Raw genomic sequence first — 25,300 nt, forward strand, 5'->3', positions numbered from 1 at the left:
CAGTGCCGGGTCATGCCATTCTGGCAAATCGGGAAGCGTTTCAAGCGCACTGCGTACCGCCTTGGTAAGGGTTTTGCCCGTAACCCCGGCGGACATCGGATAGACTGGCTCGACCGTCTGGATTTCAGACCGTTCTGCCTCTGTGCCGATCCGGTCGGGATGGGTGATCTGGAATTCACCTCGGTAATGGTCAATCTTGCCCGAAACAATCCGCTTTTCGCCAACCGGAAGCACGTCATTCAGGTATTTTGCACGTGCATTGAAAAACGCCAGAACAAGCGTACCGCTTTGGGTTTTACAGATCACACGATAGGGACGACGACGGTTGGGTGCAGGGTCATGGCGTTCGACCCAGACATCCATGGTGACGATCGATCCGTCGATGGTGTCCGAAAGGTCCGGCGAAAACCGGCGATCAATGATGCCCGATGGCAAATGCCACAACAGATCGGCGACATGTTCCCCACCGATCAGGCGCGCGACCAGCGGCTTTAAGCGTGGTCCGATACCGGCCAGCGTGTCAATTTCAGCAAAAAGCGGGAACAGAATTTCCGGACGCATGACGGTTTTCGTTGAAACTTTCGATGAGAACGTTAATAGAACAATTGCGTTTATGGCACGGGTATACAACAAAACTATCCCGCCACAACCATCAAGTCATCATTTGATGCAAAATGACCCGATCACGGCATGGACCCGTAGGGAATTTTACCGTACAAACCATGCCACAGAACAGGCCGCAGTTGCCGCCCGCAAGGCACTGCCGAGGAAGTCAGGAGATCGTATAATGACCGACAACGTATCGGACCTTGAAATGCGCCGTAAAAAGCTGCTGTTCCGGGGAAGTCATCGTGGCACCAAGGAAAACGATATCCTGATGGGCCGTTTCATGGACAACCACCTCGCGACCCTGACTGAAGAGCAGCTTGATACATTTGAAGCCCTGATCAACGAAGTTCCGGATGCCGATTTCTTCAAATGGGCGACCGGCAAGGAAGAAGCCCCCGCGCAGTATGACACCGATGTCCTGCGCATGATCCGCGCGCTTAGCAACGCCTGACAAGACATTGAACAAACTAAAAGAAATCATATCGACCACCGGTCGCAAACGGGTAGGCGGGGTGCCAGAAGGTGCCGATGCCCTGATCCTGCGCGAGCTGCTTGAGAGTGCAGGCAAGAACAAGACCGTTCTTCACATTGCTCGCGATGACAAGCGCATGGCCCAATTGGCCGAAGCACTGCAATTCTTTGCTGGCGAAATCGAAGTCCTGACCCTGCCGGCATGGGATTGCTTGCCATATGACCGGGTATCACCGATTTCCGAGGTAACGTCGCGTCGCATTGAAACACTAACGACCCTTGCGGACGGTACTGAATCCACCACTGGTAACGGGCGTATTGTCCTGACAACTGCTGCTTCGGCCATTCAGCGTGTCCCGACCGTCGATGTGATGCGCAAGGGCAAACTGGCCTTCAAAGCCGGCAGTGAATATGACCGCGCTGAACTGACCGCCTATTTCGAACGGATGGGCTATAACCGCGCCGAACAGGTGATGGAACCGGGAGACTATGCGGTTCGCGGCGACATAGTCGATATCTTTGCGCCGGGCATGAAAGAACCGGTGCGTCTTGATTTCTTTGGTGACGAAATCGAAAGCATCCGTCGCTTTGATGTCGAAACCCAACGCACCGTTGGCAAGATCAAGGAAATTGCCCTTTTGCCTGTGGGCGAGGTCTATCTTGATCCGGACAGCATTTCACGGTTCCGCAGCGGCTATCGCGAGCTTTTCGGGGCGGTTTCACAGACCGATCCGCTTTATGAATCAATCTCCAACGGCCTGAAATATGGCGGGATGGAACACTGGTTACCACTGTTCCATGATGGCCTTGATACGATCTTTGCCTATTTGCCCGAAACCATCGTCAGCCTTGATTATCAATATGGCGAAGTGATCGAAAACCGCCTTGAGATGATCGATGATTATTATCAGGCGCGCCTGAACATCAAGGGTGGTGGCCTTTCCGGCGATAACGTTTATAAACCGGTACCACCAGAACGGCTTTACCTTGATCAGGCAGAGTTTGACCGCATGCTGTCAGACCGCCCGGTTCTGGAATTCTCGCCTTATTACGATGATGAAAACCCGGAACGCGGCATCTATGACCTTGGTGCGCGGGCAGGGCGTGATTTTGGCGATATCCGCGCGCGTGCGGACGTCAATCTTTATGACGAACTGCGTGATTTCATCACCGCCCAGCGCGGCAAGGAAAACCAGGTTGTCATTGCAGCATATTCCGACGGATCGCGCGACCGTATGGTATCGCTTCTGCGTGAACATGGTGTTGGCAAGGTCGTGCCTTGCGAATGCTGGGAAGATGTTACCGATGATCTGACGCACGAGCATGTCTGCGTCGTCATCCTTGATATCGAACGCGGTTTCCGGCGCAAGGGCCTTTGGTTCGTTACCGAACAGGATATCCTTGGCGATCGCATGAGCCGCCCGGGCGGCCGACGGCGCAAGGCAGACAACTTCCTGCGCGAAGCCTCCGAGATTTCCGAAGGTGACCTGGTCGTTCATCTTGAACATGGTATCGGGCGGTATCTGGGCCTTAAAACCGTTACGGCCGGCGGCGCGCCGCACGACTGCCTTGAACTTGAATATGACGGCGGTGACAAGCTGTTTGTCCCGGTTGAGAATATCGAAGTCCTGTCGCGCTATGGCTCGGATGAAGGTGTCTCAATTCTTGATAAGCTGGGCGGGGTTGCCTGGCAGGCCCGTAAGGCCAAGCTGCGCGAACGCATCCGCGACATGGCAGGCAAGCTGATCAAGGTTGCCGCTGAACGTCACCTGCGCAAGGGTGCAACGCTTCAGGCACCCGAAGGCGCCTATGACGAATTCTGTGCCGGCTTCCCGTTTGCCGAAACCGAAGACCAGGCACGCGCCATCCGCGATACGCTTGATGACCTCTCGGCTGGCAAACCGATGGATCGACTTGTCTGTGGCGATGTCGGCTTTGGCAAGACAGAGGTCGCCATGCGTGCCGCCTTCGCCGCCGTAATGTCGGGCAAACAGGTGGCTGTGGTTGCGCCAACGACCCTTTTGTGCCGTCAGCATTACCTGAACTTCAAGGAACGCTTTGAAGGACTGCCGGTTCGGGTAGAACAGCTTTCGCGCCTTGTTACCGGCAAGAACGCCAAGCTGGTGAAGGACAACATCGAAAGCGGTCATGTCGATATCGTTTGTGGCACCCATGCACTTTTGGGCAACGGTGTGCATTTCAAGGATCTCGGCCTTCTGATCGTCGATGAAGAACAGCATTTCGGCGTGAAGCACAAGGAACGGCTCAAGGAGCTGAAATCGGATGTGCATGTCCTGACCCTGACGGCGACGCCAATTCCTCGAACCCTTCAACTGGCCCTGACCGGGGTAAAGGAACTTTCTATCATTGCGACACCGCCGGTCGACCGTCTTGCGGTTCGGACCTATATCACGCCCTATGATCCGGTGGTCGTGCGCGAGGCCATCTTGCGCGAACGCCACCGTGGCGGTCAGATTTTCTATGTCTGCCCGAGGGTTAATGAACTGGGGCGGGTTGCCAAGGAACTTGAGGCCCTTGTGCCGGAAATCAAGTTTGACGTTGCGCATGGGCAGATGGGCGCGCGTGATCTTGAACAGGTCATGACCGACTTTACCGACCGGAAATTTGACTTGCTGTTGGCCACCAACATCATTGAATCCGGTATTGATGTGCCAAACGCCAACACCATGATCATCCACCGGGCCGATATGTTTGGTCTGGCACAGCTGTATCAGCTGCGCGGACGTATCGGGCGCTCCAAGCAGCGTGCCTATGCCTATCTGACCTTGCCGAATGGCAAGAAGCTGACAGCGACCGCGCTTAAGCGCCTCGAAGTCATGCAGACGCTTGATAGCCTGGGTGCCGGCTTCAATCTGGCCAGCCACGATCTTGATATTCGCGGGGCAGGGAACCTTCTGGGCGAAGAGCAATCCGGTCACATCAAGGAAGTTGGGATCGAGCTTTATCAACAGATGATCGAAGAAGCCGTGGCCGAGGCCAAGGGCGAGATCGACGCGTCCGAAGAAGCAAGCTTTGTCCCGCAGATCAATATCGGCATGCCGGTTCTGATCCCGGACCGATATGTGCCGGATCTTGGAGTGCGCCTTGGTCTGTATCGCCGTATTTCGGAACTGAGATCCCGCGAAGAAGTCGACCAGTTCGCAGCCGAGATGATCGACCGCTTCGGCAAACTGCCCAAGGAAGTCGAAAACCTTCTGGATGTTGTCACCATCAAACAATGGTGCCGGGTTGCCAATATCGAGAAGCTCGATGCCGGCCCGAAAGGTGCCCTGATCACGCTTCGCAATAACGAATTCCCGAACCCGGCAGGCTTGATTGGCTTTATTCAGCAGCAGGTGGGCGTCGCGCGCCTGCGCCCGGATCACAAGATGGTCTATTCCGCTGGATGGGACGGACCGACGGATCGGCTTGAGGGGCTCAAACGACTGATGAAACGACTGTCAGATATTGCAGTCGCGACATAAAGAACAGGCGGGTAACATATTGTTATCCCGCCTTTCTTTTTAATCGTTCCCGCACAGTTTAAACCGGAATTTCTTCCTGTCGTGCCAATCGGATCATGCGTTGCAGGATGTCTGGCTCCTGCGCCCCCGAAAGGGCATGGCGGCTGTTAAACAGGAAACACGGTACACCGGTGACACCCATCTGATGGGCAACGCGGTTTTCCTGACCAACAAACTCGCGGTCCATATCACCGGCCAGATATTCAAGGATTTCGTTTCGGTCCTCACCATGGCGGACAGCGATATCGGCCAACAGTTCCTGATCACCGATATCCTGACCTTCAAGGAAATAGGCGACAAACAGGTCTTCAACCAAATCATTGCCCACGGCGGGGCGTTCTGCACAAACCTTGTAGATCAGGCGATGAGAGTCCGTTGAGTCCGGGGTGACTTTGATCTGGTCAAACTTGAACGGAATACCAACGGCGGCACCAGCATCCTCAATCGCCTTGTAAACCCGTTCGGCACTTTCCGATCCACCAAACTTGGCTGACAGATAAAGTTTTCGATCAATCCCGCCACTTGGCATATCGGGGTTCAAAAGGAACGGGCGCCAGTGAATGATCATGTTATCGAGCTTTTCACGCGCCAGGGCCTTTTCAAGGCGCTTCTTACCGATATAGCACCAAGGACAAATCGTATCGACAATAGCCTCGATCCTGATCGGCGAATTTGAAGGTTCACTTTGTCCGAACTGCCAGTTCATTCCACTTTATCCATTCAAAAAGGACGTCCCGGTGGCCAGCGGTGCAATGCCGAGATGGTCGGCAACCGTTTGCCCGATATCGGCAAAGGTTTCGCGCATTCCAAACGGACCAGGCGCAATCGCCGGCCCGAAAGCAAGGACAGGCACGAATTCACGCGTATGGTCATTGCCACGCCAGGTCGGATCACATCCATGATCGGCCGTAATGATCACCAAGTCACCGGGTTGAAGTGCCGCACGCAATTCGGGAATACGTTTGTCAAATTCCTCAAGCGCGTTGGCATATCCGGCAACATCGCGACGGTGACCGAATTCCATGTCGAAGTCCACCAGGTTGGTGAACACAATGCTGTTATCCGGGGCCTCAGCAATCTCGTTCATCATGGCATCAAACAGTGCCATATTCCCCGATGCCTTGACCTTTTTGGCAATCCCGCGATGTGCATAGATATCGGCAATTTTGCCAACAGAAATCACCTTGCCGCCAGCATTACTGAACTGGTCAAGCAATGTTGGCTTGGGCGGCGGAACCGCAAGATCACGACGGTTTGAAGTCCGCTTGAAATCAGCCGGCGTTTCACCCACAAACGGGCGGGCAATTACACGCCCGATATTGTAGGGCTCCACCAGTTTGAAGGCGATCTCGCAGACCTCATACAGGTGGTCCAGACCAAAATGCTCCTCATGGGCGGCGATTTGAAACACGCTATCGGCTGAGGTATAGCAAATCGGCTTGCCGGGTTTGATATGCTCTTCGCCAAGCTCGGCAATGATCGTCGTACCCGATGCATGACAATTGCCAAGGATGCCGGGCAGTTTGGCCTGCTTGATCAGTGCGTCGGTCAGTTCAGCCGGGAAGGTCGGAACGGAAAGGGGGAAATACCCCCAGTCGAAATCGACTGGCACACCGGCAATTTCCCAATGACCGCTTGGCGTATCCTTACCGCGTGAGATTTCCTTGGCATGACCAAAGGCACCAATCATCGCACCACCATGATCAAGCCCGGGCGGAACGCGCCCCGTGGCATCCTTGGCAGCTTCGCCAAGACCAAGAGCAACCATGTTCGGTACATTCAGTGGCCCGCTGCGCTTGTCGCTATCGGCAAGGCCTTTGGCGCATTGTTCTGCAATATGGCCAAGCGTGTCGGAACCTTGATCACCGAATTTTGCCGCATCCGGTGCCGAACCGATCCCGAAACTGTCCGCCACGATAATGATGGCACGTGCCATTGATGTCTTCCTTCAAACCTTGTCCGGGCAATGTGATCACCCGCAGATAGTCATAAATTCTAGTAGTTGCCAGTCGCAGCCGGTGCATCACCAGGTTTCGCACCGCAGGTTTCAAGCAATGCAGTCAAAACGCCACTGGCCCCGAAACGGAAGGTTTCCGGTTTTGCCCAGCCATCACCCATGATGTGATCGGCAATCGCCAGATAAAGCGCTGCGTCCTCGGTCGTTTTCACCCCACCAGACGCCTTGAAACCGGCATTAATCCCGTCCTCGTCTCGCGCATCACGAAGGGCAGTCAGCATCGCAACTGCAGCTTCTGGCGTGGCACCGACGGGCACCTTGCCGGTCGAGGTTTTTACAAAGTTTGCACCATGTTTGATGGCAAGACGGGCTGCTTCATATAACTTGGCAAGATCATCAAACTCGCCGCTTTCAAGGATGACCTTCATAGTAGTCATGGTGCCGCACGCCATGCGGGTCGCATCGACCACCTCGGTTGCCGTCGCAACATCGCCAGCGAGGAACGCCTTGTAAGGAAAAACAAGATCAATCTCGTCTGCACCCTTGGAAACGCAGTTGGCGGTTTCATCGCCAACACGCTGGGCATTGATACCGCCCTCCGGGAAATTCACCACGGTCGCGGTTTTAACACCCGACTGGCCCAAGGCCCGCCAGGAGGTTTCAATAAACGGCGCATAAACACAAACGGCGGCTGTATTGCCAACCGGGGTTTGCGCGCGCTTGCAAAGGGCCTCGATGACCTGTTCATTGTCATCATCATTCAGGCTCGTCAGATCCAGAACAGAAATGGCGCGACGGGCCGTATCGGCATCTGCCACAGCCTTGTCCTTTGCAGCAGAAATCACTTCTGAAACGGTATTCGGATCAAACATCAAACATTCCTTGTAATGCACCGGCAATGTGTCTGGTGCAGTTAGTCCGTCAAAGCGTCCGGCACCATCTGGCACGAACGAGAAAGACGGATCAATCAGCTGCCCTGAAAGGTATCCAACCTTCAACCGGCAATCAATCGATCCGTCTCAAAACACAGTTTCAATCAGAACACGGATAAGCGTTCTTGTGCGCTATTTGGACAACAAAAGCTGTCCTTCACGTCCTTCGAGCGGCGTATCACCCGCGACCGAGCACAGATACCCGCCCGGCACGATCAGGCGGATTCCAATGCGTGAATACAACACACCGTCTGTCCGGCTGGAAAAAGGCGTCTTCTCGCCGGTTTCGCAATCAAGAACGTAACCAAGTTCCTGTCCTGCCTTGACCTTTGCACCGGCCTCAATGCCAAACACAACCATGCCGCCATGCGGGGCCATGACACGATCAACACCCGAAAGCGGGGTGGCGTCACATTTGGCTTCCGGAAGAGGCCCCGGATCGCCCACGACCAGACCGCGACGCTGCAGGAACTTGAACATGTTTTCGGCGTCCTTGATGGCGTATTCGTCATAGACGTCACGATCACCGCGTAGTTCAATCGTAGTCGCCAACGTCGCCATCGGGATCGGGAAACTGTCGCCATAAGCACGGCGCAGCTCGACCCACGGGCGGCTGAACGCCTCGTCAAACGGGTTATCGCCACTGATTTCTGCTATCAGACTGCATTCCGACCCGATCTGTGCCGAAAGGTCGGCGGCATCCGGCCAGTTATGGTCGCTGATGTAAAGATGCATCGGTGCTTCCCAGTCGCAATGCAAATCCATCACGTAATCCGCATCAATCGCCAGTTCGGCGAGTGTCAGGCGCAAATCCTGAAGATCAGTCAGCGGGCTGACATCCTTGCGGTGTTCCTTGATCAGTCGGCGCAATTCAGCCCGGATCAGCGCAACGTTTCCGTCGGCATCCTGGCCCAGTTTTCCGTCAACGGCGTCAATCAGTGCCGCACTGAGGTCCGGATAGTGACGGTTAAAGTTCTGACCGCTGCGCATCTCAAACCGGCCAAGCGGCTTCATATCGACATACTGGGTAAAACCGATCGGGTTGGCGAAGGGAACGACAACAATTTCACCAGTGATGTCACCCTTGACATCGGCTTCTTTCAAAAGCGCCTCAAGGTGGTGCAGGGTAATGACGCCGGGCAATTCATCGGCATGCAAAGCCGCCTGGAAATAGGCCTTTGGCCCGTTGCCGGGCTTGCCATAACGGCGGACGGTCAGGGCGCGCGATGTACCCATTTGCGGGCGGACGAGTTCAATGCTTTCTTCTTGCATTTCGAAATCCTGAAAGGTGGGACGTGGGGCAAAACAACCCGGCCGGATCAGGACATCCAACCATTATGGTTGACGATATCCATCTCCGAATGCCGGGTTTGATATGGGTATTCGATCAGGCGGATGCCGCTTTGGGCTTGCCGGATTTCGGTTCCTTGCGTTTCTCGCTGCGACGCAGATAGCGCTCAATGCCCTTAAAGCCAAACGTCAGCGTATAGACAATAATCAGATAGATCACACCTGCCGAAATAAACGCCTCATAGGGAAGGGCTGTACGAGCAACGATTTTACGCGCAGCACCGGTCAGTTCCATCATGGTCACGGTCGATGCCAGCGACGTCGCCTTAAGCGTAAAGATCACATCGTTGGTATAAGCCGGCCAGATCATCTGCCACATGCGCGGGAAAATGATGCGGCGATAGGTGGTCGACGGCGACATGCCGCAGGCACGTGCTGCTTCCAACTCGCCATTCTGGACGTTCTGGATACCGCCGCGCATGATTTCGGCAACATAGGCCGCCGTGTTCAGAACAAAGGTCAGAAGGCAATACCAGTAAGGATCGCGCAAATAGGTCCAAGTCCAGTGATCCTGAATGCCGTCAATATTCGCGATCAGCTGCCCGACGCCATAATACATCATGAACAGCTGCCCGATCAGCGGTGTGCCACGGAACACATAAATGAAGGCAAAGGGAAGGGCCTGTATCCAGACCTTTTTCGACACGCGCGCCACGGCGAGCGGAATGGCCAAAAGGGTGCCGAGCGTCACCGAAATGACCAGCAACTCGATGGTCAGCAAAAAGCCGCGCCACAGCCAGGTGTCATATTTGCCAAGAACGTATAAGAGATCTTCAAACATCTGTTACGCCCTCGCCACACCGCGGGCGGCCCGCTTTTCAAGATAGTTGAAGACCAGTAGCGAAACCGTTGTAAATGAAAGAAACATCAGCATCGCTACCAGATAGAAAGTAAACGGTGCCTTTTCGGTTCCTGCACCAATGGCGGCCTTGCGCATGATCTCTTCGACACCGACAACGGAAATAAGTGCGGTGTCCTTGATCAGGACCTGAAACAGGTTATTGAGCCCCGGTAGGGCAAAGCGCCAAAGTTGCGGCAGCTTGATGCGCATGAAAATCTGCATCGGCGTCATGCCACAGGCGGTCGCAGCTTCGATCTGCCCAATCGGGATTGATTGCATGGCCGCACGGAAGACTTCCGATGCGAATGCGCCCTGCACAAGGGCCAAGGCCGCGACACCCGACCAGAAGGCCGGAATATCAACGCGGGTTTCCTCACCGGAAATAAGCTCGGCAAGGCTTTGAACGGCAATCGTGCCGCCGAAATAAATCAATAAAATAACAAGAAGCTCGGGAATACCGCGAATAAGAACGGTATAGCTTTCCCCGATCACACGCAGCGTGCGATAGCGCGACAGCTTTGCTGATGCGCCTAATAAACCAATAACAATCATGAATGGCAAAACGGTAAGGCAAAGCTGAACTGTGACCAGTCCCCCTTCAAGCATCTGCCAGCCGCGGCCGTATAAATCGAGCATGGTATCTCCAGCTTTCCTTGATGCTGAGTGTGCTTTTCACCCCTGATTAAAAGCATCACCCAACAATAAGGGAAGGGCGGCGAACAATTCGCCGCCCCGGATAGATAAGGCAGATCAATTCGGATGCAGATCGATCGCCGGGAAGTATTTCTTGTTCAGTTCTTCGTAAGAACCGTTCGCCAGCATTTCAGCCAGAGCCTTGTTGAAGATTTCCTTCAGGTCCTGGTCTTCCTTGCGGATGCCGATGCCGGCACCTTCGCCGAACCACTGGCTCGGAGCGAACTGGTTGGAAACGAAGCCGTAACCGTTACCTTCATCCGAGTTTACCCAAGCTTCGAGGGTACCGGAGTCAGCAAGGGTGGCATCAACACGGCCAGCAGTCAGGTCAAGCAGAGCTTCGTCCTGCGTGCCGTACATGCGGATTTCGATGCCCGGGAAGTTGTCTTCAAGGAAGTTTGCGTGCGTGGTCGAACGCTGAACACCGATGACCATGCCATCAAGCGCGTCTTCGATGACTTCGCCGTCTTTGTAGGCGGTGATGCTCATGCCGTCTTTACCAACAAACACCGCCGGGGTGTTGCTGTAATAGTCGGAGAAGTCGATGGAGCGCTTGCGCTCTTCGGTGATCGACATCTGGGCGATGATCGCATCATATTTCTTGGCCAGAAGACCCGGGATCATGCCGTCCCAGTCCTGAGCAACGATTTCGCACTCGATCTTTGCGGTTTCACAAAGCTTGACGGCGAAATCAACGTCGAAACCGATGAGGTTGCCATTGTCGTCCATCATGTTGAACGGAGGGTAGGCACCCTCGGTCGCCACAACGACTTTATCCCAGGCAGCACTTGCTGCCGAAGCACTCAATGCAATGCCAACTGCTGCGGCAGATGCAACCTTGATCCAGTTTTTCATTCATAGTCTCCCTTGTTGATTGGAATGGCGCGCAACGACGTGCTCCCATTCTTGCGGCCAGGGCCAACCAGACCCTGGTCTGCCCAAATCAGAAATCGCGCTGAAGAAACTGCTTCATGCGCTCTGATTTTGGATTCTCGAATACATCAGTCGGGTTGCCGAATTCCTCGACCCGTCCCTGATGCAAATACATGACATGGCTTGATACACCGCGGGCAAAGCCCATCTCGTGGGTCACCACAAGCATCGTGCGGCCTTCTTCAGCAAGGTCCGTCATGACCCTGAGAACTTCACCCACCAGTTCGGGGTCAAGTGCCGAAGTCGGCTCATCAAACAGCAAGACGTCCGGTGAAATCGCAAGCGCGCGGGCAATCGCTGCGCGCTGTTGCTGGCCGCCAGATACATGACCGGGATAGTAATCCCGACGTTCATACATACCGACTTTTTTCAGCAGTGCGTCTGCCTTCTCGATTGCTTCTTTTCTTGGAACGCCAAGCACATGAATCGGTGCTTCGATGACGTTTTCAAGAATGGTCAGATGGCTCCAGAGATTGAAGCTTTGAAACACCATCGCTAGCTTGGTGCGGATACGCTGAAGCTGCTTTTTATCGGCGGCTTCCTGTGAGCCGTCCTTTAGCGTCTTCATGCGGATCAGTTCACCTTTGACGTGAACCTTGCCGGCATTTGGCGTTTCAAGCAGGTTGATGCATCTCAGAAACGTGCTTTTGCCCGAACCGGACGAGCCAATAATCGAAATCACGTCGCCGGTATTGGCCGTAAGGTCAATTCCTTTGAGAACTTCATGCTCCCCAAAGCTTTTGAACATCCCTTCGACCTGTAGGGCGGGTATGTCTTTGCTCATAACGAGTTTAAATTATCCCTGTTGAGAGTCTTCATTTTTCGTTCGTCTTAGCATCCGAAAACGGATGCTCCCCCACAAGACACGCCAAAGCGCCTCTCATTCCGTCAATAATTGCCTGTCCAACGAGAGCATTTCCACTGATATTTTGCAGTTTTATGAAGAAAACTGCGGTTTCAGACGGTTACACATCACCATTAGCGACCGCATTGCACAAATCGTGCAGCAGTAAGGGATTTTACGCAATAAAAAACTACAGGTATTTCTCGGAATACAGCCGGACTCCCGTTCAAAACGCCAGACAGGCACTTTGTAGACTCCGAAACCTGATCGTTCAGCAATGAAACGTCAGGAAGGATAATCCACATACCTCGACCATCGCGCAGCAATCATTACGTAACGGAAAATTGGACCGCATAATACTAAAGTAGCACCACACAAGAGATCGACATCACTATGAAATCCCACCGTTTTCGTTATTGATTAAGAACCACATTGCCATCAACCTCGAGTTTCCCCATATGAGGAAATGACTTGTGGCGAACTCTCACAAAATACCGATAAACGGAGGAAATTAATGAAACGCGCATTATTTGCAGGGATGGCGGTCGCGTTCGCGTTCGGGAGCACCGCTGCCGTAGCTCAGGATCGTGCCGGTTGGCCGGAAAGCTTCACCGTCGGCACGGCGTCCCAAGGCGGGACCTATTTCGCGTATGGCTCTGGCTGGGCGAACCTTGTGGCTGAAGAGCTTGGCATTTCCGGCGGCGGTGAAGTCACCGGCGGCCCGATGCAGAACATGGCACTTGTCCATACCGGTGAAGCTGCCTTTGGCATGACCACCATGGGTCCGGCTGCTGAATCGCTTGCTGGTACCAACCCGATCGCACCGGGTCTTCAGATGACCAATGCCTGTGCAATGTTCCCGATGTATCAGACGCCGTTCTCGATCACCGCATTGTCTTCTTCCGGGATTGCTTCGGTTGCCGACATTCCGGCAGGTGCCAAAATCGGCTTCGGTCCGGCAGGTTCGACCTCGGACACCTATTTCCCGCGTATGCTTGAAGAACTCGGTGTTGACTTCGAACGTCGTAACGGCGGCTGGGCCGACCTTGGTGGTCAGCTGCAGGATGGTCTGCTTGACGTGATTGCATTCGCTGCAGGCGTCCCGGTTCCGGCCGTCAGCCAGCTTGAAGTCCAGACCGACGTGAACATCATCGAGTTTACCGAAGACGAACAGAAACAGATCATGGATGCCTTCCCGGTATCCGAGTTCGACATCGCAGCGGATACCTACACCACGCTGACTGAGCCGGCACGTTCGGTTTCGATGTGGAACTTCGCCATTGCCAACTGTGACCTTCCGGAAAGCTTTGTCTATGCCGTCACCGATGTTGTGATGTCTGACAACGAGCGGATGGTTTCAATCCACCGTGCAGCCCGTTCGACTGTTCCGGCAAACTGGGACAAGAACAAGGTCATGAAGTGGCACCCTGGTGCTGCCAAGTGGTTCAATGAAAATGGTGCGTCCATTCCGGCAGACATGATCAACTGATCCCTGTCTGTTAGACACTTAAAAGGCGGACTGTCCTGATGGACGGTCCGCCATATTTCAATTCCAGCTTGCCTGTGGCCAAAAACAATCTTGCGTGAGTGCGGGGGAACAAATGACAGATAAAAGCCAGGTCGAAGACGAACACCTTATTGCCGATGGTGTTGACGAGGAGCCGGTTGAACATAACCGACGCCTGTTTGAGGGCAGGGGCCTGACCTTCATCACGATCTCCGCTGCGATCTATGCGGCATTCCATATGCTCGCACTCAACGGTGTCTCGCTGTCTGGCATGACCGGCGGCTTTGTTAATTTGCCATTCCTACCCGATTTCCCGCTTGAAACCTGGAACTTCCGCATTGTTCACGTCGCCGGTGCATTGGCGCTTGGCTTCCTGTGGTACTCGGCCAACAGCTTTAATGACAGCCCGGGCACAAGCACGCCGCTTCTGGGCTATCTGTCCTATGTCCTTCTGGTCCCGGCCTTCATGGCAACAGGCATGGCATTCAGTTTCGCCATGGATATCCAGAATGGCGTGATGTGGAACGGCATTGATGCCACAATCAAGTTCAATGAAACATGGCTGTTTGGCGCACCGCTAATGGTCGCGACGATCGGCGGCATTGTCCTTTCATGGTTCCACAAGACATCTCGCGATAAATATTCGGCACCTGATTTTGTCTTGTGCGTCTGTGGGCTCGCCGTTGCCGTCTATCTGATCACGATTTACGGCACACTTATGCGCAACTCCACCGGCACCCCGTTTGCGCCGATCGGTATTTCCATCGCGGCCGTTGCCGGTACTTTGCTGATTATGGAACTGACGCGCCGCGTTGCGGGTCTGGCGCTTGTCATCATTGCCACGATCTTCTTGGTCTATGTCTTTGTTGGTGAATTCCTGCCGGGCTTCCTGCAGTCGCCGTCGATCACCTGGCAGCGCTTCTTTAGCCAGGTTTACACCGATGCCGGTATCCTTGGCCCGACGACGGCCGTATCGTCGACCTACATCATTCTCTTCATCATCTTTGCGGCCTTCCTTCAGGCGTCCAAAGTTGGCGACTATTTCGTGAACTTTGCTTTCTCGGTCGCTGGCCGTGCGCGTGGCGGCCCGGCAAAGGTTGCGATCTTTGCATCCGGTTTGATGGGTATGATCAACGGTACCTCCGCCGGTAACGTGGTTGCCACCGGGTCGCTGACCATCCCGCTGATGAAAAAGGTTGGCTATCATAAGAAAACCGCTGGCGCGATTGAGGCCGCGGCTTCCACCGGCGGCCAGATCATGCCGCCGATCATGGGGGCAGGTGCCTTCATCATGGCCGAGATTACCGGTATTCCTTATACCGACATCGCCATTGCGGCGGTTATTCCGGCCATCCTTTATTTCGTATCGATCTATTTCATGGTCGATTTCGAAGCCGCCAAACTTGGCATGCGCGGCATGCGTGAAGACGAATTGCCGCGCTTTGATGCGATGGTCAAAAAGGTCTTCCTGTTCCTGCCGATCATCATTCTGATCATTGCGCTGTTCCTAGGTTACTCCGTGATCAGGGCAGGGACACTTGCCACGGTTGCGGCTGTGGTTGTCAGCTGGTTGACGCCAAACCGCGTTGGTGTTCGTGCTGTTGCCAAGGCGTTTGAACTGGCCGGCGGCATGTCGATTCAGATCATCGCGGTCTGTGCGTGTGCCGGTATTATCGTCGGTGTTATAGCGCTAACCGGTGTTGGTGCACGTTTTTCGAACCTGCTGCTTGGTTTGGCCGAAGCATCCCAGCTTCTGGCACTGGTCTTTGCCATGCTGATCGCGATTTTGCTGGGCATGGGGATGCCGACGACGGCGGCCTATGCCGTGGCAGCGTCCGTGGTGGCACCGGGCCTGATTGAGCTTGGAATTGAACCACTTACCGCACACTTCTTCGTGTTCTACTTTGCCGTCGTTTCGGCCATTACACCACCGGTGGCACTGGCATCCTATGCCGCTGCCGGGATATCGGGCGCCAACCCGATGGAAACATCGGTTGCGTCGTTCAAGATTGGTATCGCCGCCTTCATCGTGCCGTTCATGTTCTTCTATAACTCGGCAATTCTCATGGATGGCTCCTACCTCCAGATCGGCCAGGCACTGGTCACCGCCGTTGTTGGCGTGTTCCTGCTGTCGGCTGGCGTGCAGGGCTGGTTCCTTGGTGGCTCGGCTGTCTGGTTCCTGCGCATTCTTCTGATCATCGCGGCCCTCTTCATGATTTCGGGCGGCCTGATCACCGATATCATTGGTGTCGGCATGGCGATTGGCACACTCTTCATTCAGCGCGTCCTGAAACCGAAGCCAGGATCAACCCTGCGGAGTGGTGGAGCGGATTAAATGCGCCACGTAGTCGAGGCAAAACAAGAAAAGCGCACCACATTCGGTGCGCTTTTTCTTTTAGATAGCTCGTTGTTCGATCGCTTATTCAGCAACCTTTTTAACGAATTCGGACTTCAACCCCATCTGACCGATTCCCGGGATTTTGCAGTCGATGTCATGGTCGCCATCAACAAGGCGGATGCCTTTGACCTTGGTGCCGACTTTCACGACAGCCGATGAACCTTTGACCTTGAGATCCTTGATCACCGAAACGGTATCGCCATCGGCAAGCGGCGTGCCGTTGGAATCACGAACGACGTTGGCATCTATTTGTCCTGCGGTCAGTGACCATTCATGGGCACATTCCGGGCAAATCAGCAATTCGCCATCTTCATAGGTGTAGGGGGATTCACATTTGGGGCAGGGTGGCAGTTCGCTCATATCAATGACCTTTCGACGATGGTGACGTCACGGCAGATACGGCTAGGTAGCTAGCAAGGAACATCGCCTTGCGTTTGCTGAACTGGTTCTGCTCTGTCCTGGAATAAATGGCGGAGAGGGTGGGATTCGAACCCACGGTACCCGTAAAGGCACGGCGGTTTTCAAGACCGCTGCATTCAACCACTCTGCCACCTCTCCGCAAAACCGGTTGGAGCACATTGTGCTCTGGGCGCTTTCAATAAATTGAGGAGGATGACCTGTCAATAGGGCAATCCCATATTGCAGCGAATGCTGGTGATTTATCCGGATTTCAGTATGGTAAGCGAATTGCCCCAACCATTTCTTTTGGGAATTTCCAGACGTGTTCTACTTCCTGTCCAAAACGCTTAGCATTCTGATCAATACCGCTTTCATGCATAGCCTTTTGCTCGCCATTTTGTTTGGCCTGTTGATCCTAAAACGAACGCGCCGGTTTGCGATCGGTGGACTGATAGCCCTCACCGGGGCTTCGTTGCTGATTACGGTTATTCCGGTTGGAACAATGCTGTCCCGCACCCTAGAAACACGGTTTGAGCAACCAGACCTAACGAACGTGAACTTTGCTGGCGCGGTAACGCTGTCAGGTAGTCTTTATCCCAAAAGTTACCTGGAACGAGGAGAGATGAACGTTCGTTATTCGGCAGACCGGATATTCGCAATGCTTCGGATGGCAAGCCTGTATCCCGATAAACCCGTCCTGTTCACCGGCGGGGATGGTAACCTGGCAGAGCGTGGGTTTAGCGAAGCCGTTGTCCTTGAAAACTGGCTGAACGATTCGGGCCTTAAAACACCAAACATGTATTTCGAGGCGCAATCACGTAACACGCATGAGAACGCCACAAAATCCCTTGAAATGGTTTATCGCGAATGGCCTGAACTTGCCCGAAAGCCTTGGGTTCTCATCACTTCGGCGCAACATATGCCGCGCGCTGTTGGGGCGTTTCGTCAGGCGGGCTGGAATGTGATCCCATATCCGGTAGACAGATTCACCTCTGATGAGCTTCATTTAGCAAGTCTTAACGTCTCAGGGGCTATCAAATCCCTTGGCCGTGCTTTGCGTGAATGGGTTGGTTTGACCGCCTATTACTGGACCGGTCGAACAGATGCGTGGTTCCCCGGACCGCAAGCACCCGGGGCCGAAAACTGATTACATGATTGGATGAGGCTTAGATGAAATTCTGGAAACTGCTTACCGCCGCCTCCGTCGTTGCCGTGATGGCGGCACATGCACCGGCCTTTGCACAGACCGATGAGAAACTTCCAGAATTCACCACCGAGGGATTTGACGAATGGCTCGTTGAATTCAAGAAGGAAGCCGCAAGCAAAGGCATTTCCGATGCAACACTCGAAGTTGCCTTTGCCAATACCCAACCGATCCCCAAAGTGATCGAATATGATCGTAGCCAGCCGGAATTCAAACTGACCTTTGAACAGTATCTTGATCGTGTTGTACCGCAGTCCCGCGTAAATGAAGGTCGCCAAAAATACGCGGAAAACCGCGAAATCATAGATGCTGCTGCCAAAAAATACGGCGTCCCGGGCCATTACCTGACCGCTTTCTGGGGCATTGAAACCGGATTTGGTCGCTTCACGGGCGGGTATTCGGTTGTTGATTCTCTTGCAACCCTCGCATTCGAAGGTCGCCGTGCGGAATATTTCCGGAAAGAGTTGATGAATGCACTGACCATCATCGATGCCGGTCATATTGCACCTGAAAAGATGTCTGGTTCCTGGGCAGGTGCAATGGGGCAGGCGCAGTTCATGCCGTCCACCTTCCTGAACTATGCGCGTGACGGAAATGGTGATGGCAAAATTGATCTGTGGGGCGCAAAGGAAGATGTATTTGCTTCTGCTGCGAACTATCTCTCGACTGTTGGCTGGCACGCAGATGAGCGCTGGGGCCGCAAGATTTCCCTGCCGGAAAACTTCGACATGGAACTTGAAGGCCGCGATATCCGCAAGCCGATTGCTGAGTGGCAAAAGCTTGGTGTGCGCATGCCGAACGGGTCTGATTTGCCGGCCGCGGACATGGAAGCATCAATTGTCATCGTAAATGACGGTGAAGGTCCTGCGTATATGGTTTATAACAATTTCCACACCATCATGCATTGGAACCGCTCGACATACTTCGCGATTGCGGTTGGCACACTGGCCGATAAAATTGCTGGCCGTTAACAATACCCGTCCGAACAACGGACTTCATGTCTGAACGAGCATGGACAGAGCATCTACAAGCGGGGACACCTTGATGCCCAAACCAGTAAAAAGTGCCTTGGCACACCTGCAGACCAAAGGTCGTATTGCCCTGGCAGTTGCAGCCTTCGGCATGTTGTTGGCAGGTTGCGCTGAAACGCAGCTTGCCGTTCATGGCGTCAAAAGACTTGGTGGGCAGTCCCAACCGGCACAGGTTGGTAATTACAAGATCGGCAATCCCTATGAGATTGCCGGTCAGTGGTACTATCCGGCAGTGGATTATGAATATACCGAAACCGGTATCGCATCATGGTATGGGCCGAAATTCCATGGCAAGAAAACGGCCAACGGTGAAATCTTCGATCAATACGAAGTTTCCGCAGCCCATCGTACTCTGCCGCTTCCAAGCATCGTTCGCGTGACCAACCTTGAAAACGGCAAGTCCATCAAGGTCCGGGTCAATGATCGCGGACCGTTTGCCCATGGCCGCATCATTGATATGTCCCGCCGCGCGGCCCAACTTTTGGGCTTTGAACGTAAAGGCACGGCGAAGGTGATGGTTGAAGTGATTGAGGCCGAAAGCCGCCAGATCGCTGCAATCGCGCAGGGCAAAGCCGCACCACAAGTAACTGTCGCCGAACAGAATACCGTCAGTGCCGCTCCGCGTGATGTTGTCGAAACCGTGCGCCTCGATGATGGCCCGATCACCGACAGCGGGGAACCCACAACTTCCCACATCAAACTGACACCACCATCCTCAAGTGCGAGTGTCGAAACCGCACCGCTTGATGGTGTGGTCGAGGAAGCAGCTATTGTCGAAGTCACACCGGTCACATCATCGTCAATCTATGTTCAGGCCGGTGCCTTTTCGATCTATGACAACGCGCTGAACCTGCGTAATCGCCTTTATGATCTTGCCCCCAGCAAGATCGAACCGATCGACGTAAAAGGCACGACCTTTTACCGTGTACGCCTCGGCCCGCTTGAAACCGTGCCCGAAGCAGACATTCTTTTGGAACGTGTAATTGCCACTGGTCAGAATGGCGCAAAAGTTGTTGTTGAGTGCGCGGATGGCGGCTCTGCAACATCTGGGTGTTGATCGAAAAAAGCTGGTTATGCTACCGCTTTAACGCACTGACCATGCGGTGTTGCACAATTCTGCCGAATTTGCGACATAAGCAAAATAGCGGATACACCGGGTCCCGGTGGTTAGAGAATTTATTTTACAGGGTTTGAATGCCATGACTTTTATGCCGCCAGTTCCGTTCAAAAACACTCTGAACCGGGTAGTGGCCGGGGCCGTTATTCTTGGCTCCGTCATGGCAATATCGATGACTTCCGCAAGCGCACAGGCAATTGAAACCAATGCGCGCGAAGCCTTCATTATGGATTTTGATACCGGGGCCGTGTTGCTCGACAAGGAAGGGGATACCCTTACCGAGCCAGCCTCGATGACCAAAATGATGACCGTCCATATGCTGTTCAAGTATATCAAGGACGGTCGTGTTTCCATGGACGACACCTTCCACGTCAGTGAGAAAGCCTGGCGCAAGGGTGGATCGAAAATGTTTGTCGAGGTGAACTCCAACGTCTCGGTCTCTGACCTGCTGCACGGTATTATCGTTCAATCTGGCAATGACGCGGCCATCGTGGTTGCCGAAGGCCTTGGCGGCTCGGAAGAAGCCTTTGCCGAGGCAATGACAGAAGAAGCGCGCGCAATCGGAATGACCAAGTCGGTCTTTAAAAATGCCACCGGATGGCCGGCAGAAGGGCACCTTGTCACAGTTCATGATCTGGCGATCCTTGCCCGCGACACCATTCGCAACTTCCCGGATCTTTACGAGCTCTATTCCGTTAAGGAATTCACCTATAACGGCATCCGCCAGCCAAACCGTAACCCGCTTCTGGGAACCAGTGCCGGCGTTGATGGCCTTAAAACCGGTCATACCGAAACAGCCGGTTACGGTCTTACGGCCTCGGCAGAGCGCGATGGCCGTCGTTTGATTATTGTCGTAAACGGCTTGGACTCTGTGCGTGAACGTCGCACGGAATCACAAAAGCTCCTTGATTGGGGTTTCCGCGAGTTTGATAACTATGACCTGTTTGCTGAAGGCGAAACCGTCAGCTCCGCCAATGTCTGGCTTGGCTCGGAAACCAAGGTTGATCTGGTTGCAGACAAGGACATTCTTCTGACCTTGCCGCGCAGTGCCAGCCGCGACATGAAGGTTTCGGTCGTTTATGACGGACCAGTACCGGCCCCGATCACGCAGGGCGATCAGATCGCAACGCTCAAGGTCGAAGTTCCCGATCAGGACACCATCGAATTCCCGCTTTATGCTGCACATGATGTCGGCCGCCTTGGCTTTGTCGGCCGTATCGGTGCTGCGATTAAATACCTTCTCTGGGGGGCAAACGGGTGACATCGAAGCCCGGTTTGTTCATCAGTTTTGAAGGCGGTGAAGGCAGCGGAAAATCCACCCAGATACGCCGTCTCGAAAAGTGGTTTCGCGATCAGGGCAAGGATGTTGTGGTCACACGCGAACCTGGCGGATCGCCGGGTGCGGAGGAAATCCGCAATCTTCTTCTGACCGGGGATCCGGGCCGCTGGGATGCCGTCACAGAAGCGCTTTTGATGTTCGCATCGCGCCGGGATCATGTCGAACGGACCATTCGCCCGGCCCTTGATTGCGGCAAGGTTGTTCTCTGTGATCGATTTGCCGATTCATCGGTTGCCTATCAGGGATACGGGCATGGCCTTGGCGCGGACTATATCCGCAACCTCTGGAAGCTTGCGATTGGTGACTTCAAGCCCGATCTCACCCTGATTTTTGACCTGCCGATCGAGCTTGGTCTTGAACGCGCTGGCGCACGTTTTGCCAATGTCAGTGCTGCCGAGGACCGCTTTGAACGTATGGGGCTGGAATTTCATCAGCGCCTGCGCGATGGTTTTCGTGAAATCGCCTCAAATGAAACTGAGCGTTGCTCTGTCATTGACGCCAGCGGTGACGTTGAGGCGGTCAGTGAACGCGTGATTGCCGCCGTGCAAAACCGAATTGCCGGGCAGGGGGCCTGAACGCGATATGGCCAAGGACGACCTTCCCGAAGAAGAAAACCCGTTTGAACCCCGCCGCAATGACGCGCTTCTGGGGCATGAAGAGGCCGAAAAGGTCATTCTCGATGCCTGGAACAGCAAACGCATGCACCATGCCTGGTTGCTATGCGGTCCCAAAGGGATAGGTAAGGCGACACTGGCCTATCGCATGGCACGTTTTATCCTGTCAGGTGGCGGCGAAAATGGCGGTGCAGGGCTATTTGGCGATCAGAGCGACGGCCTTTATGTTGATCCCGAAGATCCGGTAGCACGGCGTATTGCCGGTGGCGGGCACGGCGATCTCAAGGTTGTTGAACGCCAGTACGATGACAAGAAAAAGCGTCTGCAGGGTGAAATCACGGTCGCCAATGTTCGTACCGTTGGCAATTTCATGTCCAAGACCTCTGCCGAGGGGGGCTGGCGAATTGTTATTGTCGATGCGGCTGATGAGCTGAACCGCAACGCAGCCAACGCAATCCTCAAGGTTCTGGAAGAACCGCCATCAAACGCGATGATGATTCTGGTTGCGCATCATCCGGGGCGGCTGCTGCCAACCATACGCTCACGCTGTCGGCGTCTTAACCTTGGTCCGCTTGAAGATCATCAGGTTGTTGATCTTCTGGGCCGCTATTGCCCGGAGATGGATCTCGGTGCGCGGGACGCGCTGTCTGGTCTGGCCGAAGGCAGTATCGGGCGGGCGCTTCGGCTTCACGATGTTGGCGGGTTGGAGCTTTATACAGAGCTTGTCGATATCATCGCGGCACTTCCCAACGCCGATGTCGCAGCCCAACACAAGTTTGCGGAACGATTTTCACCTGCAGACAAGGACGCAGCCTTTGCCACCATCACCGAACTTCTGCATTGGTGGCTTGCCCGCATGATCCGCTTTGCCGCCACGGGGCAGGCGCCCCGCGAGGTCGTTGAGGGTGAATTGCCCGCCATGCAACGCATGGCTGCCGCGCAACCGCTTGATCAATGGCTGGAGGTATGGGAAAAGATCAACGAACTGATGGGCGCGACCCGCGGTTTGCATCTTGATCGCAAGCAGGCCTTGCTGAATGCATTCTTCATGCTTGAAGAAACCATGCGAACCTGACATCACTGCCCACATACCGAAATAATGACCATCACGGCCCATTTCGGGCCGTTTTGTTTCACGACTTGCGCGAAGGATTTGCGATCATGACCGGGCACAAACAGCCCTATTACATCACGACACCGATCTATTACGTCAATGACAAGCCCCATATCGGCCATGCCTATACCACGCTTGCCTGTGACGTTCTGGCCCGGTTCAAGCGCCTGGACGGTTATGACGTGATGTTCCTGACCGGAACCGATGAACATGGTCAGAAGGTCGACAAATCGGCCGCGGCCAAGGGCATTGATCCGCAAACCTTCACCGATCAGGTGTCGCAGAACTTCCGCGATCTGGCCGTTCATATGAATTATTCCAATGATGACTTCATCCGCACCACGGAAGAACGTCACAAGAAGGCCTGCCAGGCGCTTTGGAATACACTGCTTGAAAAGGGCGAGATTTATCTTGGTTCCTATGATGGCTGGTACTCAGTCCGGGATGAGGCATTCTACGCCGAAAAGGAACTGATCGAAAAAGACGGCGAAAAAATCGCGCCCACTGGCGCACCGGTCGAGTGGGTGTCAGAGCCCAGCTATTTCTTCAAGCTTTCTGCCTGGGGCGACCGTCTACTGGAATTCTATGAGCAGAACCCGGATTTCATCGCACCGCAGTCGCGCCGCAACGAAGTGATCAGCTTTGTGAAGGGCGGCATGCATGATCTTTCGGTCTCACGCACCAGCTTCAAATGGGGCGTTCCGGTCCCGGGTGATGAAGACCATGTCATGTATGTCTGGCTGGATGCGCTGACCAACTATCTGACTGCCATCGGCTATCCCGATGCGGATCCGGCCAAGCTTGAAAAATACTGGCCGGCAGACCTTCATATGGTTGGCAAGGATATCCTGCGCTTCCACGCCGTTTATTGGCCGGCATTCTTGCTGGCAGCTGGTATTCAGCCGCCCAAGCGTGTCTTTGCCCATGGCTGGTGGACCAACGAAGGTCAGAAGATCTCCAAATCGATCGGCAACGTCATTGATCCGTACGATCTGACCGAAAAATACGGTCTGGATCAGACGCGTTACTTCCTGATGCGCGAAGTACCATTTGGCAATGATGGCGACTTTGCCCATCGTGCCATGGTCAACCGCATGAACAGCGAACTTGCCAATGACCTTGGCAATATGTGCCAGCGCGTGTTGTCGATGATCCACAAGAACTGCAACGCGGCGATCCCTACACCGGGCGCGCTCACCGATGCAGACAAGGAAATCCTCAGCAAGGCGCATGGCATGCTTGATACCGTGCGTCCGCTGTTTGACGAACAGGCCTTTAACAAGGGGCTTGAAGCGATCTGGAGCCTTGTTGGCGATGCCAACCGCTATGTTGATGAAATGGCGCCATGGGGGCTGAAAAAGACCGATCCGGCACGCATGGAGACAGTTCTCTATGTCCTGGCGGAAGTCATTCGCCATGTCGGTATTCTTGTACAGCCGATCATGCCGGACTCGGCCGCGAAGATTCTGGATCTTCTGGTGCTGGGCGATGATCAGCGCGGCTTTGAAGCACTTGGTCCGGACAATGCCCTGAAACCGGGTTCGGAAATCCCGAAACCGGCCGGTGTTTTCCCGCGCTATGTCGAGACCGAAGACGAAGGAGAGAAGGCATGAATGTCGCCCTTGTCGACAGCCACTGCCATCTGGACTACCCGCAATTCTCCGATGATCTGAGCGGAACGCTTGCGCGCGCCAAAAATGCCGGTGTTGGCATGATGGTCAGCATCGGCGTCAAACTGACGACCTTTGACAAGGTTCGCGCGGTCGCTGAGCAATCTGATCATATCTATTGCACGATTGGCGTTCATCCGCACGAAGCGGGCGAGGAGGGGCTTTCAAGCCCCGATGCCCTGATCGCAAAGGCATCTGATCCGAAAGTCATCGGCATTGGCGAAAGCGGGCTTGATTATTTCTATGACAACGCCCCGCGCGACGCGCAGCAGGAAAGCTTCCGTGCACATATCGCGGCGTGTCGTGAAACGGGTTTGCCCTTGATCGTGCATACGCGCGACGCGGACGATGACACGATGGATATTCTTGAAGAAGAATATGAAAAGGGGCCGTTTACCGGCGTCATTCACTGCTTTTCCAGTTCGGCCATGCTGGCACAGCGCGCGCTTAGGATCGGGTTCTATATTTCCTGTTCGGGTATTATTACCTTCAATTCAGCCAAGGAAATCCGCGCTGCACTTGAAGATGTGCCGCTGGACCGACTGTTGGTGGAAACAGATGCGCCGTATCTGGCTCCTGTGCCCAAACGCGGCAAACCGAACGAACCCAGCTATGTCGCCCACACAGCTGCCAAACTGGCGGAAATCAAGGGCGTTACTGTCGAAGAGATCACGCAGATCACGACCGATAACTTCTTCAAACTGTTCACAAAGGCAGACCGCAAAAATCTGCTGGCGCTGGGAGCAGAGTAAC

General features: G+C 54.3%; 21 protein-coding genes, 1 tRNA gene and 1 pseudogene. 12 read left to right on the forward strand and 11 right to left on the reverse strand.

Going from position 1 to position 25,300, the window contains the following annotated elements; genetic code table 11:
* A pseudogene (locus tag CMO10_RS04750) lies at positions 1 to 561 on the reverse strand (ATP-dependent DNA helicase RecG); the annotation flags it as partial.
* Between the two features lie 226 nt (positions 562 to 787).
* Between CMO10_RS04750 and CMO10_RS04755 the strand changes: the two are divergent.
* Entirely contained in the window at positions 788 to 1,060 is a 273-nt protein-coding gene (locus CMO10_RS04755; protein ID WP_297019155.1) for an FAD assembly factor SdhE, read from the forward strand.
* A gap of 7 nt (positions 1,061 to 1,067) precedes the next feature.
* Positions 1,068 to 4,565 carry a transcription-repair coupling factor gene (gene mfd, locus CMO10_RS04760; RefSeq protein WP_297019157.1) on the forward strand — a complete coding sequence of 1,166 codons (3,498 nt, stop codon included), beginning with the start codon at positions 1,068 to 1,070 and terminating at the stop codon, positions 4,563 to 4,565.
* A gap of 58 nt (positions 4,566 to 4,623) precedes the next feature.
* On the opposite strand, the gene CMO10_RS04765 is transcribed toward mfd, so the two are convergent.
* From CMO10_RS04765 to CMO10_RS04800, 8 genes are all read right to left on the reverse strand, one after another.
* Positions 4,624 to 5,310 (reverse strand): DsbA family oxidoreductase, encoded by a 687-nt coding sequence (locus CMO10_RS04765; RefSeq protein ID WP_297019159.1) that lies wholly within the window; start codon positions 5,308 to 5,310, stop codon positions 4,624 to 4,626.
* Between the two features lie 6 nt (positions 5,311 to 5,316).
* Positions 5,317 to 6,540: a phosphopentomutase gene (locus CMO10_RS04770; protein WP_297019161.1), complete on the reverse strand. Its 1,224-nt coding sequence runs from the start codon at positions 6,538 to 6,540 to the stop codon at positions 5,317 to 5,319.
* A gap of 59 nt (positions 6,541 to 6,599) precedes the next feature.
* On the reverse strand, positions 6,600 to 7,433 hold the full coding sequence (gene deoC / locus CMO10_RS04775) for a deoxyribose-phosphate aldolase (protein WP_297019163.1): 834 nt from the start codon (positions 7,431 to 7,433) through the stop codon (positions 6,600 to 6,602).
* A 192-nt stretch (positions 7,434 to 7,625) separates the two neighbouring features.
* Positions 7,626 to 8,765 (reverse strand): succinylglutamate desuccinylase/aspartoacylase family protein, encoded by a 1,140-nt coding sequence (locus CMO10_RS04780; RefSeq protein WP_297019165.1) that lies wholly within the window; start codon positions 8,763 to 8,765, stop codon positions 7,626 to 7,628.
* Between the two features lie 115 nt (positions 8,766 to 8,880).
* Complete coding sequence (locus CMO10_RS04785) at positions 8,881 to 9,624, reverse strand: ABC transporter permease (protein WP_297019167.1); 744 nt, start codon at positions 9,622 to 9,624, stop codon at positions 8,881 to 8,883.
* Between the two features lie 3 nt (positions 9,625 to 9,627).
* Positions 9,628 to 10,320: an ABC transporter permease gene (locus tag CMO10_RS04790; protein WP_044829100.1), complete on the reverse strand. Its 693-nt coding sequence runs from the start codon at positions 10,318 to 10,320 to the stop codon at positions 9,628 to 9,630.
* Positions 10,321 to 10,434: 114 nt separating this feature from the next.
* Positions 10,435 to 11,232, reverse strand: a complete 798-nt coding sequence (locus tag CMO10_RS04795) for a transporter substrate-binding domain-containing protein (RefSeq protein ID WP_297019170.1) — start codon at positions 11,230 to 11,232, stop codon at positions 10,435 to 10,437.
* An 88-nt stretch (positions 11,233 to 11,320) separates the two neighbouring features.
* A complete protein-coding gene (locus tag CMO10_RS04800; RefSeq protein WP_044829102.1) occupies positions 11,321 to 12,094 on the reverse strand; it encodes an ABC transporter ATP-binding protein in 774 nt (257 codons plus the stop codon).
* Positions 12,095 to 12,668: 574 nt separating this feature from the next.
* Here CMO10_RS04800 and CMO10_RS04805 point away from each other — a divergent pair.
* Together CMO10_RS04805 and CMO10_RS04810 are read left to right on the forward strand one after the other, a co-directional pair.
* Positions 12,669 to 13,643 (forward strand): TAXI family TRAP transporter solute-binding subunit, encoded by a 975-nt coding sequence (locus CMO10_RS04805; RefSeq protein WP_297019171.1) that lies wholly within the window; start codon positions 12,669 to 12,671, stop codon positions 13,641 to 13,643.
* A 112-nt stretch (positions 13,644 to 13,755) separates the two neighbouring features.
* Positions 13,756 to 15,996: a TRAP transporter permease gene (locus tag CMO10_RS04810; RefSeq protein ID WP_297019172.1), complete on the forward strand. Its 2,241-nt coding sequence runs from the start codon at positions 13,756 to 13,758 to the stop codon at positions 15,994 to 15,996.
* 84 nt (positions 15,997 to 16,080) lie between these two features.
* Here the strand turns inward: CMO10_RS04810 and CMO10_RS04815 are convergent, their stop codons facing one another.
* The gene (locus CMO10_RS04815; protein WP_297019173.1) at positions 16,081 to 16,419 is read right to left on the reverse strand and encodes a zinc ribbon domain-containing protein YjdM; all 339 of its coding nucleotides are present in this window, start codon (positions 16,417 to 16,419) and stop codon (positions 16,081 to 16,083) included.
* Positions 16,420 to 16,527: 108 nt separating this feature from the next.
* Positions 16,528 to 16,617, reverse strand: a tRNA-Ser gene (locus CMO10_RS04820).
* A 163-nt stretch (positions 16,618 to 16,780) separates the two neighbouring features.
* On the opposite strand from CMO10_RS04820, the gene CMO10_RS04825 reads away from it, so the two are divergent.
* The 8 genes from CMO10_RS04825 to CMO10_RS04860 all read left to right on the forward strand — a co-directional run bounded on the left by CMO10_RS04825 (position 16,781) and on the right by CMO10_RS04860 (position 25,299).
* Entirely contained in the window at positions 16,781 to 17,605 is an 825-nt protein-coding gene (locus CMO10_RS04825) for a YdcF family protein (protein ID WP_297019174.1), read from the forward strand.
* Between the two features lie 23 nt (positions 17,606 to 17,628).
* A complete protein-coding gene (locus tag CMO10_RS04830) occupies positions 17,629 to 18,633 on the forward strand; it encodes a lytic murein transglycosylase (RefSeq protein ID WP_297019175.1) in 1,005 nt (334 codons plus the stop codon).
* Between the two features lie 73 nt (positions 18,634 to 18,706).
* The gene (locus tag CMO10_RS04835) at positions 18,707 to 19,750 is read left to right on the forward strand and encodes a septal ring lytic transglycosylase RlpA family protein (RefSeq protein ID WP_297019176.1); all 1,044 of its coding nucleotides are present in this window, start codon (positions 18,707 to 18,709) and stop codon (positions 19,748 to 19,750) included.
* 232 nt (positions 19,751 to 19,982) lie between these two features.
* Positions 19,983 to 21,071, forward strand: a complete 1,089-nt coding sequence (locus CMO10_RS04840) for a D-alanyl-D-alanine carboxypeptidase family protein (protein WP_297019177.1) — start codon at positions 19,983 to 19,985, stop codon at positions 21,069 to 21,071.
* Positions 21,068 to 21,724, forward strand: coding sequence for a dTMP kinase (gene tmk, locus CMO10_RS04845; protein WP_297019178.1), 657 nt, complete (start codon positions 21,068 to 21,070; stop codon positions 21,722 to 21,724). The genes CMO10_RS04840 and tmk overlap by 4 nt, the downstream gene beginning before the upstream one ends.
* Positions 21,725 to 21,731: 7 nt before the next feature.
* Positions 21,732 to 22,838: a DNA polymerase III subunit delta' gene (locus CMO10_RS04850; protein ID WP_297019179.1), complete on the forward strand. Its 1,107-nt coding sequence runs from the start codon at positions 21,732 to 21,734 to the stop codon at positions 22,836 to 22,838.
* Positions 22,839 to 22,924: 86 nt separating this feature from the next.
* Positions 22,925 to 24,490: a methionine--tRNA ligase gene (metG, locus tag CMO10_RS04855; protein WP_297019180.1), complete on the forward strand. Its 1,566-nt coding sequence runs from the start codon at positions 22,925 to 22,927 to the stop codon at positions 24,488 to 24,490.
* Entirely contained in the window at positions 24,487 to 25,299 is an 813-nt protein-coding gene (locus CMO10_RS04860; protein WP_297019181.1) for a TatD family hydrolase, read from the forward strand. The genes metG and CMO10_RS04860 overlap by 4 nt, the downstream gene beginning before the upstream one ends.
* The last annotated feature ends 1 nt before the right edge of the window (position 25,300 follow it).

It is taken from the genome of Thalassospira sp., assembly GCF_002709775.1.
Taxonomy (GTDB): domain Bacteria; phylum Pseudomonadota; class Alphaproteobacteria; order Rhodospirillales; family Thalassospiraceae; genus Thalassospira.